The organism is Streptomyces sp. XY431 (assembly GCF_001279805.1).
GTDB lineage: Bacteria > Actinomycetota > Actinomycetes > Streptomycetales > Streptomycetaceae > Kitasatospora > Kitasatospora purpeofusca.
In genome coordinates this window covers 1-12,451 of record NZ_LGDO01000120.1, presented here as the reverse complement: position 1 = coordinate 12,451, position 12,451 = coordinate 1, and the positions used below count along the sequence as shown (strand labels likewise).

Here is a 12,451-nt window from a genome sequence, read left to right as displayed (position 1 = left end):
GCCGGCGCCCCCGGCCCCGAGGGAGCGCCGGGCAACGAAGCGCTCCAGCCCACCACGGACGCCACCCGGCCGGCCGCCGACCCGTCCACCCCCGCCGCCCAGGCCGCCCCGACCGCCGCCGACGCCGCCGCGGCCTGCTCGCTCGCCTCCTTCACCGCCCTCTCCCCGGCCGCCCTGGCCGACTTCCTCGCCGACCGCTCGCACAGCTACGAGGGCTGTCTGCGCCCGCTGCTGGTCGACTGGAGCCCCGAGCTCGCCAAGGTGCTGACCCCGGCCCACGTGCGCGCCGTCGCCGACCGGATCACCGCCCTCTCCCCCGGCTTCGACAGCGCCAACAACCGCAACCAGCAGGAACTCTGGTACTACCTGCACGTCGCGGTCTACTTCGACTACGGCCACCGCGAGTTCGACCTCAACGACGACGCCACCGCGGCCGCGATCGACCGCGCGATCACCGCCTACACCGCCAACCCCCGCGCGTTCGACCAGACCAGCGCCGCCGGCTACACCATGGGCGAGCTGATCCAGACCTCCACCGCCCCCAAGCTGCGCCCCGGCCGACTGCCGCTCCTGGAGCGGGTGCTGCGCCAGTACGCCACCCCCGGCACGGCGTACATCGGCGACCGGGGCTGGAACTGGGCCCTCCAGGCCGCGCTCCAGCTCAACTTCCAGGGCGTCAACAACGTCGTCGAGGACGGCGGCGCCTTCCGCGCCGCGGCCGTCGCCAACCCGGGCTACCGACAGGCGATCCGCGCCTTCTCCGGCTACGCCCACCTCAAGGGCACCGACACCGAGTGGGCCGTCGGCGACGCCATGAACGAGTACGCCCGGTACACCCTGGTGGACTCGCTCAAGGACGGGATCAAGGCCGAGATCGGCGGCGTGGTCACCACCGTCCAGAACAACTTCGGCCGCCTCAGCCGCCCTTGGCTCAACCTGGCCGTCCCGCTCAACGAGTTCGGCCTCTGCGGCCAGTACGGGGCCTGCCGGGCCGAGCTGGTCCAGCAGTTCTTCCCGAACACCTACACCTACGACAACGGCACCCTGGTCATCCGCACCGCCCTCGACCGGGCCACCGCCGACCAGCTGTACTACGCCACCAAGCAGGTCAAGGCCCAGTTCTTCCGGGTCGTCGGCACCGACCGGCCGCTCGCCGACGACACCCACCCCACCCTCACGGTGCAGCTGTACGACACCAAGACGAACTACCGCTCGCTCCAGTACCTGCTGTTCGGGATCGGCGACGTCGAGAACGGCGGCATGTTCATCGAGGAGAACTCCACCTTCTACACCTACCAGCGGACCACCGCCGAGTCGTACTTCAGCCTGGAGGAGCTCTTCCGGCACGAGTACACCCACTACCTGAACGCCCGTTGGGCGATCCCGGAGTCCGGCTACACCACCCGCTGGCCCGGCTCCGCCACCTTCGCGATGAACGAGGGCACCGCCGAGTACTTCGCCGGCTCCACCTCCAAGGACGGCGTCAAGGCCCGCAAGTACATGGTCCGCCAGATCGCCCAGGAAGGTGCCTCCGGCACACCGCGCCTGACGATCGATCAGATCCTGCACGCCAGCTGGGAGAGCCTCGGCTTCCGCGTCTACCCCTACGCGGCCACCTTCTTCAACCTGCTCGGCGAGCGCCACCCCGACCAGCTCGCCGAGATGTACCGGCTGCTGCGCGCCGACGACGTCACCGGCTACAACGCCTGGCGCGACCGCCTCGGCCGGGACGCCGCCCTCCAGCGCGAGTACAACGCCTTCCTGGACGCCGAGATCCCGCTCGCCGACAACCTCTACGTGCCGGTCACCACCTACACGCCGAACAGCCGGCTCACCTACGCCTGGGCCTCCGAGGTCCAGGACGCCTTCGCCCGCGCCACCCAGAACACCCCGGTCTGCAAGGACAACGCCGACTGGAACAACACCATGCGGTTCACCTGCACCGGCCGGATGACCGCCAACCTCACCAACACCCTCGACGCCGGCAAGGTCCGCGCGGACATGGCCGCCACCGTCGACTACTACCTGCTCACCCGCGGCGGCGCCGCCGCCAACAACCTCGCCGACATGAACTGCTGGTTCGGCCAGGTCGAGGTCTGGCCCACCGGCCGCGCCGGCAGCGCCGACTACACCTGTGAGGGCCCGCTGCGCCGGTAGCACCTCTCCCCCGCACGGGCGGGGCGGTGCCCGACCGGCCCGCCCCGCCGCACCCCGCCGTGCCCCGCTGTGCCCCGCCACGCCCTGCACGCCCCGAACGGCCCCGGACCACCGTCCGGGGCCGTTCGGCGTTCCCGGAGGGCGTCCCGTTCGGCGTCCCCGTCGGCCGCCGCGCGCCGACCGGTCGCGGCCGAACCCAGCGACCGAGCCCAGCGACCGAGCCCGGCGGCCGAACCAGGCGACCGAACCGGGCGGCCGTTGCCCGCCGGTAAGCGCCGTTTCCCCGGAACGGGCCGGTTCCCGGGCCGAGTTGCCGATTTCCCAGGACCGTCGGCGGGAAATTCGGGCGGGCAATACAGGATTCCCACAAACTCCGCACCGGCCCGCCGCAGAAGCCCTGCCGCCGCCCCCGGCCGCGGGCGGCTCGGCGTCCCCGACCGCAGGCGGCGGGCGGCCCCGCGGCGCCCGGCGACGGCGGGCCACCGACCCCGGCGACCCCGCCGGGAGGCGGCCGGGCAGCCTTCCTCTGTGCACGGCCCGACCCGGACCCCCCGCAGGTGGGAGCCCCTTCGACGACCGGGAGCGGCCCCCGAATCGGCTCTAGCGGCTTCGCCGGACGGCGTGTATGGTGACGATCGATCTTGAGGTGCATCGGTCAGGTGGGACCCGCGCAGGGCTCCACCGGACCGGCCACGGGGATCGCGCCGAAGGGGGCACATTTTCGGCGCCAGCGACATCGGGGATTACGGGGAAGTCCTGCGCGCCGACCGGCGCCGTACCCGGGACCGTCGGTGAATGCTGTGAGTTCGCAGGGGGGGCACACCTGTCGGTCCGTCGACCGCCGGGATTTTCCACACCCTCAGGGTCGACAGAACTACGGGGATTCCCTATGTCCCCGGGCAAGACAATGTGGGGTAACGGGTGGGTTTGATGAGAGACGACTCCGGTCCTGCGGAAACCGGGGCGAACCGCAAGGAGCATGCCCAGTGGCTGCTCCACCGACTGACTTCCGGACGATCCGGTTCGAACATCCCGGTCGCTTTCCGAGTGCCCGGAGCACTCGATCCGAAGGCGTTGCGGGAGGCCGTCGAGGCACTGATCGCGCGTCATGCCGCGCTGCGCACCGTCTTCTTCGAGGAGGCCGGTGAGCTGCGGCGATCGGAGTCGCCGCCCGGCCGCACCACGGTCGGAGCGACACCCCTGGCCTTCGACGAGGACACCCTCGACCAGGTCCTGGCGGAATTCGCGACCGAGGCTTTCGACCTCACCCGCGGACCTCTCCTGCGGGTCGGCCACGGCCGATCGCCGAGCGGTTTCTCGGTGGTCTGCCTGGTCGCCCACCACATCGTTTTCGACGGCGTTTCGGCCGGCATCCTGCTGTCCGAACTCACCGACCTCTACGACCGTTTCACGACGCCCGGCGGCGACGCGGCGGAGCCGCCCGGGGAGAGCCCCCGGTTCACCGACCCGGAGCCCGAGCGGGCCGACCTCGACCACTGGCTCGACCGGCTGCGCGCGGTGGACCCGGCCGGCATGCGGCTGACGACCGCCGGCGATCCCGACGCCGAGCTCTTCGCCGGCGGCCGGGTGGACCACACCCTCGGCCCCGAGGCCGTCGCCGCCGTCCGCACCCTCGGGCGGACCCTGCGCGCCCCCGACAGCACCGTCCTGCTGGCCGCCTACTACCTGCTGCTCCACCGCCACGGCGCCGCCGCCGACCTGGTGGTCGGGGTGCCCACCGACAGCCGGCGCGGCCCGGCCCGGGACCGCGCGGTCGGCTTCCACGTCAACACCCTGCCGGTGCGGATCGGGATCGAGCCGGAGCTGGGCTTCGGCCACCTGGCCACCCGCACCCGGGACGCCTTCCTCACCGGCCTGCGGCACTCCGGCGCCTCCTCCGAATGGATCCTGCCCGAGCTCGGGCTCACCCACTCCGACTGGTCCGCGCCGCTCTTCCGGCACATGTTCAGCTTCCTTCCGACGGTGTCCTCCGAGCGGACCGTCGGTGGCCTTCCGATCGTCCCGATCGAGGTCAGGACCGGGCTCAGCAGGCTCGACCTGGAACTGACGGTGCGGGCCGGGGCGGAGGGCTTCGGCACCACCCTGGTGTTCCGCCGCCAGGCCCACACCGAGGCCGGCGCGCGGGCGCTGCTGGAGCGCTACGAACGCCTCCTGGTCGCGGCCGCCGCCGACGTCCTGGCGCCGCTGGACCGGCTCCCGATCGCCCCCGCGTGGGAGCTCGGGGCCGTCGCCGCCGCCAACGACACGGCCCGTACCGACAGCGGCCCCGACACCGTGCTCGGCGCGGTGCTGCGGCAGATCGCCCTGACGCCGGAGGCGGTGGCGGTCCAGGACGGGGCGGAGCAGGTGCGCTACGCCGAACTCGGCTCCTGGGCCACCGGTCTGCGCGAACTCCTCGCCGGAGCCGGGGTGCGGGCCGGCGACGTGGTCGCCCTCGCGCTCCCGCGCGGCGCCCGGCTCGCCGCGGCCGTGCTGGCCTGCTGGTCGCTCGGGGCCGCCTACCTGCCGGTGGACCCGGCGCAGCCCGCCGCCCGGCTGGAGGGCCAGCTGCGGGAGGCCGCCCCCCGCGTGCTGCTGGCCGAACCGGGCGGGACCGACCTGCCGGTCCCCCCGGACTGCCGGGTGCTGCGGCCGGAGGACGGCGCGGACCGGGCCGACCGCACCGACCTGCCGGAGCCCTGCGCCCCCGCCGACCGCTGCTACCTGATCTTCACCTCCGGCTCGACCGGGCGGCCCAAGGCCGTCGAGGTGTCGCACGCCAACCTGGCCAACCTGGTGCGGGACTTCGCCGGGCGGGTGCTGGGGCCGGGCGCGACGGCGCTGTGGTCGACCACCTTCACCTTCGACATCTCGGCGCTGGAGGTGTTCGTCCCGCTCGCCTCCGGCGGCCGGGTCGTGGTGGCCCCGCCGCGGGCGCAGCACGACCCCGAGGCACTGCTCGCCCTCGTCGAGGAGCACGCCGTCGGCGTGGTCCAGGCGACCCCGACGGCCTGGCGCCGGATCCTGCCACTGGCCGGGGACCGGCTCGCCGGGCGGGTGCTGATCAGCGGCGGTGAGCCGCTTCCCGCCGCGCTTGCACGGGAGTTGACGGCCCGCGGCGGCCGGGTGCTGAACGCCTACGGCCCGACCGAGGTGACGATCTGGGCGACCGTGGCGGAGGTCGGCGACACCGACGGCGGCACGGTCTCCATCGGCACGCCGCTGGCGAACACCGTCGCCCGGGTCGCCGACGCGCACGGCGAGGAGCTGCCGCTCGGCTGCGCCGGCGAGCTCTGGCTCGGCGGCGCGCAGGTCGCCACCGGCTACCTGGACCGGCCGGAGCTGACGGCCGAGCGCTTCGTCCGGCACCCCGTCGACGGCCGGATGTACCGGACCGGTGACCTCGCGCGCCGGGAGCGGGACGGCAGCCTGGTGCTGCTCGGCCGCACCGATCGCCAGATCAAGCTGCGCGGGCACCGGATCGAACTCGGCGAGGTCGAGGCGGTGGTGGAGGCGCTGCCCGGGGTGGAGGCCGCGGCCGCGGTCCTGGACGGCGACCCGAGCGCGGACGGCCTGATCGCCGTCTACGTCAGGACCGCCGACCCGCAGGGGATCGCGGACCGGATCTGGGCGTTCGCCCGCGAGAACCTCCCCCCGTACGCGCTCCCCGGCCGGATCTCGGTCGTGGAGGAGTTCCCGGAGACCGCCAACGGCAAGGTCGACCACAAGGCCCTGGCCACCGTGGCCCACCGGGCCGTGCCGCCCGCCCCGGGCGGCGCCCCCGCCGACGGCGCGGAGTCGGGCGCCGGCGCGGAGTCCGCCGCCGGGGCCGACGGGGCCGGCCCGGTGGACGAACTGGTCCGGCTGTGGCGCGAGGTGCTCGGCGACGACCGGCTCGACGCCGCCTCCAATTTCTTCCTCAACGGCGGGAACTCCCTCACCGCCGCCATGCTGATTCTCGACATCCGCGACACCTTCGACGTGGAACTCCCCCTCGACGTGATATTCGAGGCGGCGACCCCGAACGAGCTGGCCGAGGCGCTTTCCGCTTACCGGGCCACCGCCTGACCGCGGAACCGACTTGGAACGAAAGGACACCCCTCAGTGATCGAGGTAAAGGACGTCAGGCGCACCTTCGCGAAGAAGGCGAAAAGGAAGGACAAGGGCGCGGGCAGCGAGACGGTCGCGCTGGCCGGCGTCTCCCTTTCGGTGGCGAAGGGCGAGACCCACGGAATTCTCGGCCCGAACGGCGCCGGAAAGACCACGCTGGTGAAGATTCTCAGCACCATGCTGCTGCCGACCTCCGGCGAGGCCCGGGTGGACGGCCTGGACGTCGTCACCCAGGTCCGGGAGGTCCGCCGCCGGATCGGCATCGTCTTCGGCGGTGACCACGGCCTGTACGACCGCATCTCCGCCCGGCAGAACCTGGTCTTCTGGGCCACCATGTACCGGGTCGAGCCCGACCAGGTGAAGCGCCGGGCCGCCGAGCTGCTGGAGCGGGTCGGCCTCGCCGACCGCGCCGACGAGCCGGTCGAGGGCTTCTCCCGCGGCATGCGCCAGCGCCTGCACCTGGCGCGCGGTCTGATCGGCGACCCGTCGGTGCTGTTCCTGGACGAGCCGACCATGGGCATGGACCCGATCGCGACCAGGGACTTCCGCCAGCTGGTGAACGAGCTGCGGGCGGAGGGCCGGACGATCCTGATCACCACCCACGACATGAGCGAGGCGGAGATCCTCTGCGACCGGGTCACCCTGGTCGACCGGGGGCGGATCCTGGTCACCGAGCCCACCGCGACGATCGGCCAGATGCTCGGCCGGCACGACCGGATCGACGTCACCCTGACGCCGGAACAGGCCGCGGTGCGGGAGGCGCTGTCGGTGCTGCCGGCCGTCGACCGGATCGACACCCTGGAGGAGACCGGCGTCCACCGGGTGCACGTGCACACCGCGGAGGACGTGGCCGTGGTCCTCGGCTGGCTGCTCGACCAGGGGGTCACCTCGGTCCAGACCGGCCGGCCGAGCCTGGAGGAGGTCTATGTCCACCTGGTGGGCGAGCGGGGGCTGACCGTATGAGCCTGCGAGTCGTCGGCGCCGCCGCCAAGGTGCAGTGGAACACCAGCATGCGGGCGCCCGAGCACATGCTGATCGTGATCACGGCACCCATCTTCTCGATCATCTTCCTGTCGATCGTCCAGCAGGCCGAGCGGCCCGACCTGATCGCCAACGCGATCCTCGGCACCGGTCTGGTCGGCATCTGGTTCGTGGCCATCGACGTGGCCGGCGGCGTGATCCAGAACGAGCGCTGGATGTCGACCCTGGACCTGGTGCTCGCCGCGCCGCGCGCCTTCGCGCTGGTGGTCTGCGGGCGCATCCTGCCGGTCATGGCGATCGGGTCGTTCACCCTGGTCGAGTCGTGGCTCGTGGCCTACCTGGGCTTCGACGTGGAACTGCCGATGCGCCACCCCGCGCTGGCGGTCCTGGTCCTGGTCCTCACCCTGCTCGCGACGGCCTGCACGGCGACCATGCTGGCCGCCCTGTTCGTCCTGAGCCGGGACACCATGATCTTCCAGAACGCGCTGAGCTACCCCTTCTACATCCTCGGCGGACTGGTCTTCCCGCTCTCGATGCTGCCGGGCTGGATCCAGCCGGCCGGTCGGCTGGTCTTCCTCTCCTGGGCCGCCGACCTGCTCCGGGACTGCGCGGGCCAGGACCAGGTGGACAACCTGCTGCCGCGGCTGGGAGCCCTCGTCGGGCTGGGCGCGGTGGCCCTCGGACTTGGCGTGGTGCTGATCGGCAAGGCCGCCGACCGTGCCCGCCGGACAGGCTCGGTGAGCAAGGCATGAACCTGCATCGTGTGATCGCCAACGCCGCGGTGGTCGGCTTCGCGGAGCTGCGCACCATGTACCGGCTGCGCACCTGGCTGTTCGGCTGGGTGCTCCGACTGGCCAGCCAGGTGGTGTTCTTCGCCCTGATCGGCGAGCTGGCCGGCTCCCGCGCCACCACGGACTACATCCTGCTGGGCAACGTCGTCTCGGTCATCGCGCTCGAATCGACACTGGTCATCACGTCCGCGGCGCTGGAGCGCTACCAGGGCACCTACGCCATGCTGATCGCCTCGCCGACCGGCATGGGACAGGTCTACCTCGGCCGCGGACTGCACTGGATCGTGGCCGGACTGGGCAGCTCCAGCGTGGTGCTGGTCCTGGTCGGGGTGATCTTCCGCCCGGACTGGGCCTGGCCGGCCACCCTGCTGGTGCCGTTCTGCCTGATCCTGGTCGGGATCAGCTCCTACCTGTACGGGACGGTGCTGGCCTCCGGCGCGCTGCGCTACTTCAAGTACCGCTGGCTGTTCCTGAACCTGGGCTACCTGGTGCTGATGACCTTCGGCGGTGTGAACGTCCCGGTCGACTTCTGGCCGGCGCCGATCGAGTGGGCCGCCCAGCTGCTGCCGCTCACCCACGGCCTCGCCGCGGTCCGGACGCTCACCGGCGGCGGTCCGCTGGCCACTGCGGGCGGGCAGGCCCTGCTCGAACTGCTGGTCGCGGTGGTGTGGGGCTCGCTCTCGATGCTGTCCTTCGAGCGGCTGGCGAGCCGGGGCCGGCGCGACGGCTCGCTCAACTACACCTCGTGAGGGGGTCGCTCCTCGGCCGCGCGGCCGAGGAGCGACGGCCGACCGAGGAGCGACGGCCGGGGCCGGCCTCAGGAGGCCGGGACGGCCAGGGTCTCCAGCAGGAGGTCGTGGCACTCCTGGGAGGCGAGCAGCTCGCTGTGCGAGCAGTCCACCGACCGGACAGCCACCGGCAGCGGCGCCCAGTACTCCTCGGCCCGCTCCCGCAGCTGCGCGGAGACCAGGCACTGCACCGGCGCCGCGAACTCCAGCGGCCGGTGCACGGTGGAGGCGGCGACGAACCGCAGCCAGGACCCGCAGCGCGCCACCAGGGTCCCGGCCAGTCGGTCCCGGACCGGTCCGGCCGCGCCGCGCGCACCCAGGAAGGCCTCGACGAAGCGGCGCACCGCCGCTTCCAGCAGCACCAGTCCGGCATCGAGGTCGCGGGCCAGCACGGGGACGGCGGCCGCCCGTTCGGCGGGGACGTCGACGCCGAGCGGCGCGTCCTCGCGCCAGCCGAGGTCCCGCAGGGTCCGCTCGAACTCGTAGCCGACGTGCTCCGAGCGGGCGGGTACGGTGTCGAACAGCACCACCCGCTCGACCGGGCTGCCGAGCCGGCGCAGCCGTTCGGCGAGGGCGAGGGCGAAGACGCCCCCGACGCAGTACCCGAAGATCATCCGCGGCCGGTCGGCCGCGGGGTCGGCCCCGCCCAGGTAGTGCTCGACGAAGGCGTCGGTGTCCAGCGCGGGCAGCGGGCGGCCGTCGAGCCCCGGCGGGCGGAGCCGCTTCAGCTCCAGCCCGGGCAGCCCGCGCCGGGCGAAGGGGCGGAAGCTCTCCTCGCCCCCGGGCCCCCCGAAGTCCAGTGCCCAAATCATGCCGGGCCCGATTCCACCGGCTTCCGTGGTTTCATGCATTAATTTCCCCAATGACAAAAGGACTGTGCTTCCACAGTGCTTCATCGGGGTCGACCCGGTCAACTTCCCGACCGCATCAGCAATCAATTCCGGAGGATTCGTGAAAGACGTTCTCGAAGTTTCGTCGCCGACCGTCGCACTGCCGCTCGTGGTGGAGATCGAGGTCAACAGCAGGTGCAATCGGCGGTGCGGTTACTGTCCCGTCTCGATTCTCCCGAACCCGCCCGTGCCGCATTTCATGGAGCGCGAGGTGTGGGACAAGCTGATGGACGAGCTGGTCCGCATCGGGTTCACCGGCCGGATATCCCACCACTTCTACAACGAGCCGCTGCTGCGCAAGGACCTGGAGGTCCTGATCGCCGACGCGAGGGCGCGGCTCCCGCAGAGCCGGCAGATCCTCTTCACCAACGGCGACTACCTCACCGACGAGCGCTACGAGAGCCTGATCGCGGCCGGCATCGACGAGCTGATCGTCACCCGGCACGACTTCGTGCCGGTCCCCGAGCGGGACAAGCAGGTCGTGCAGATGCCGACCGACCTGGAGCTCTCCAACCGCGCCGGAGCCGTCTACGAGATCTCCAGCGCCGTGGACCTGCCCTGCTTCGCGCCGACCGAGATGCTCGTGGTCACCGTGACCGGCGATGTCGTCATGTGCACCGAGGACGCCTGGCGCAAGACCGTCGTCGGCAACATCATGACCCGCCCGCTGGACGACATCTGGGCCGACGAGCGGCTCGTCTCCCTGCGCCGGGCCCTGGAGGCGGGCGACCGCGAGTCCAACGACCTGTGCCGCGGCTGCGACAACCGGAACTACCCGGTGGCCGGCGTCTCCCCGTGATCCCCGGCCGTCCCCGGACCAGCCCGACGCGAGAAGCGAGCTTTTGATGATTGGTCAGATGAAGGTAGACGTGGCGGTCGTGGGCAACGGCCTGATCGGCCTGTGCTCGGCCGTCGAGCTCCGCCGGGCCGGCCGCACCGTCGCCCTCCTGGGCGGCCCCACGGACGGCCGGGCCTCCACCGCGGCCGCGGGCATGCTCACCCCCGCCTGCGAGTACGACCCCTGGATGCCCTCGGAGTTCCTGGACCTCCTGCGCGACGGCCTGGCCCGCTACCCGGAGTTCCTGGGGGAGTTCGGCCTCACCGCGGCGGAGGTGGGGTACCGGTCCACCGACTTCACCCTGGTCGACCTGGCCGAGCGGACGGAGAGCCTGCGGCCGCGGATCGAGTGGATGACCGCGGCCGGCGTGGACTGCGAGTGGGTCGGGCCGCGGGACCTCTGCACGCTCGAACCCGCGCTGACCCCGCGGGCCCACCACGGCGCGATCCGGATCCACGGCGAGGCGGTGGTCAACCCGCGCGCGCTGCTGTCCGCCCTGGAACGGACCGCCGACCGGCTGGGCGTCCACCGGGTGCCCGGCGACCTCACCGGTGTCGAGGACGAGGGCGAGGCGCTGCGGCTGGTCACCGCCGCGGGCACGGTGGGCGCCGAACGCGTGGTGGTGGCCGCCGGCTCCTGGAGCGGCCAGGTCGGCGAGCTGTTCGGCCTCTCCCTCCCGGTCTGCCCGGTGAAGGGCCAGATGCTGCGCCTCAGCGGCCCGCCCGGACTGCTGAACAGCGTGGTCTTCATGCCCAGCGGCGGCTGCGGCTCGATCGTGGAGCGCTCGCCCGGCCAGTACGTGGTGGGCACCAGCGAGGAGTACCTGCGGCCCGAGGCCGACAACACCGCCGGGGTGGTCGCCGCCATCCTGAGCCGGCTGTGCACCGTACTGCCGGAGGCCGCGGACTGGCCCGTCGAGGAGATGTGGAGCGGCTTCCGCCCGATGACCTCGGACGAGCTGCCGATCATCGACCGGCCCGGCGACGGCAGGGTGGTGGTCGCGACCGGCCACCACCGCAACGGCGTCCTGCTGGCGCCGATCACCGGGCGCCTGGTGACGCGGCTGATCGACGGCGAGCACCCCGGGGCGGACCTCTCCCGCTACCGGCACGGCCGCACGCTGCGCCCGCACACCCGCTTCGCCACCAAGTACTGACCCCGGCCCGTCCCACCCCCCGCCGGCCCGGCGCGGACCGGCCGCGCGGGGGGAACGACCGTTCCGGAGAGCTGGAGAGCTGGAGAGCTGATGAACACTTTCACCGTGGAGCCGGGCACGCTGGAGCCGGGCGAGGCCGAGGCGCTGCGGGCCTGGACCTCGGCCCGCCTCGCCGATGTCGAGGCCTGGGCCGTCCGGCGCCATGTCGCCGTCCCGCCGGCCGTGCTCGCCGAGGCCCGCCGGGGCTGGGTCTCCGGCACCACCGCCGGGGAGCACCCGGTGGCGGAGCGGGAGCCGGAGCGGGAGCCGGAGCCGGCCGCTGTCGACTGCTCCGCCCTCGCCGCCGCGCTTCGCGAGGACCTGCTGCTGTACGCCGCCTCGTTGCACGACGGTGGGGTGGACCGGTTGACGCTGGTGGTCGTGCCCGGCCTGGCCGCGAGCGTGTACCGGCCGGACCGCAAGCGCCTGTTCCTGCCCGACTGGCTGGCCGACCGGCCGCCGCGCACGCTGTTCCGGAGCACCGGGCTGTTCCCCCGGGAGCTACCGGTCACGCTGTCCTGGCTGTTCTTCCAGAGCCTGGTGCTGACCGAGCCGGACCGGCCCACCGGTCCGGTCGCCCATGTGCTGGACATGCGCGAGTCCGACTGACAGTGATGATGTTCGTGGTGATGTTGCCGGTGGGTCTGACCCATCGACTGACAGTGATGATGTTCGTGGTGATGTTGCCGGTGGGTCTGACC

General features: G+C 72.6%; 9 protein-coding genes. 8 read left to right on the top strand and 1 reads right to left on the bottom strand.

Annotation, left to right across the window (positions count from 1 at the left end; translation table 11 throughout):
- From ADK60_RS15605 to ADK60_RS15585, 5 genes are all read left to right on the top strand, one after another.
- On the top strand, positions 1–2,157 hold a 2,157-nt coding region (locus ADK60_RS15605), incomplete at its 5' end, for a collagenase (RefSeq protein WP_053646577.1).
- A gap of 930 nt (positions 2,158–3,087) precedes the next feature.
- On the top strand, positions 3,088–6,225 hold the full coding sequence (locus ADK60_RS15600) for a non-ribosomal peptide synthetase (RefSeq protein ID WP_079008395.1): 3,138 nt from the start codon (positions 3,088–3,090) through the stop codon (positions 6,223–6,225).
- A gap of 36 nt (positions 6,226–6,261) precedes the next feature.
- Positions 6,262–7,230: an ABC transporter ATP-binding protein gene (locus ADK60_RS15595; protein ID WP_045939318.1), complete on the top strand. Its 969-nt coding sequence runs from the start codon at positions 6,262–6,264 to the stop codon at positions 7,228–7,230.
- Positions 7,227–8,000: an ABC transporter permease gene (locus ADK60_RS15590; RefSeq protein WP_045939319.1), complete on the top strand. Its 774-nt coding sequence runs from the start codon at positions 7,227–7,229 to the stop codon at positions 7,998–8,000. Before ADK60_RS15595 ends, ADK60_RS15590 begins: the two co-directional genes overlap by 4 nt.
- Complete coding sequence (locus tag ADK60_RS15585) at positions 7,997–8,788, top strand: ABC transporter permease (protein WP_079008394.1); 792 nt, start codon at positions 7,997–7,999, stop codon at positions 8,786–8,788. The genes ADK60_RS15590 and ADK60_RS15585 overlap by 4 nt, the downstream gene beginning before the upstream one ends.
- 68 nt (positions 8,789–8,856) lie before the next feature.
- Here ADK60_RS15585 and ADK60_RS15580 read toward each other — a convergent pair whose 3' ends face one another.
- Positions 8,857–9,639, bottom strand: a complete 783-nt coding sequence (locus ADK60_RS15580; protein ID WP_053646572.1) for a thioesterase domain-containing protein — start codon at positions 9,637–9,639, stop codon at positions 8,857–8,859.
- Between ADK60_RS15580 and ADK60_RS44820 the strand changes: the two genes are divergently transcribed.
- The 3 genes from ADK60_RS44820 to ADK60_RS15565 all read left to right on the top strand — a co-directional run bounded on the left by ADK60_RS44820 (position 9,638) and on the right by ADK60_RS15565 (position 12,359).
- Entirely contained in the window at positions 9,638–10,516 is an 879-nt protein-coding gene (locus tag ADK60_RS44820; protein ID WP_107084145.1) for a radical SAM/SPASM domain-containing protein, read from the top strand. The two genes, ADK60_RS15580 and ADK60_RS44820, sit on opposite strands and share 2 nt — an antisense overlap.
- A 58-nt stretch (positions 10,517–10,574) precedes the next feature.
- A complete protein-coding gene (locus ADK60_RS15570) occupies positions 10,575–11,711 on the top strand; it encodes an NAD(P)/FAD-dependent oxidoreductase (protein ID WP_053646570.1) in 1,137 nt (378 codons plus the stop codon).
- Between the two features lie 90 nt (positions 11,712–11,801).
- Positions 11,802–12,359 carry a hypothetical protein gene (locus tag ADK60_RS15565; RefSeq protein WP_053646568.1) on the top strand — a complete coding sequence of 186 codons (558 nt, stop codon included), beginning with the start codon at positions 11,802–11,804 and terminating at the stop codon, positions 12,357–12,359.
- The last annotated feature ends 92 nt before the right edge of the window (positions 12,360–12,451 follow it).

Bases quoted from the DNA above. Each gene is read 5' to 3' on its own strand.
- ADK60_RS15600 (WP_079008395.1), top strand. From the start codon at position 3,088: ATGAGAGACGACTCCGGTCCTGCGGAAACCGGGGCGAACCGCAAGGAG.
- ADK60_RS15590 (WP_045939319.1), top strand. From the start codon at position 7,227: ATGAGCCTGCGAGTCGTCGGCGCCGCCGCCAAGGTGCAGTGGAACACC.
- ADK60_RS15585 (WP_079008394.1), top strand. From the start codon at position 7,997: ATGAACCTGCATCGTGTGATCGCCAACGCCGCGGTGGTCGGCTTCGCG.
- ADK60_RS44820 (WP_107084145.1), top strand. From the start codon at position 9,638: ATGCCGGGCCCGATTCCACCGGCTTCCGTGGTTTCATGCATTAATTTC.
- ADK60_RS15580 (WP_053646572.1), bottom strand. From the start codon at position 9,639: ATGATTTGGGCACTGGACTTCGGGGGGCCCGGGGGCGAGGAGAGCTTC.
- ADK60_RS15570 (WP_053646570.1), top strand. From the start codon at position 10,575: ATGAAGGTAGACGTGGCGGTCGTGGGCAACGGCCTGATCGGCCTGTGC.
- ADK60_RS15565 (WP_053646568.1), top strand. From the start codon at position 11,802: ATGAACACTTTCACCGTGGAGCCGGGCACGCTGGAGCCGGGCGAGGCC.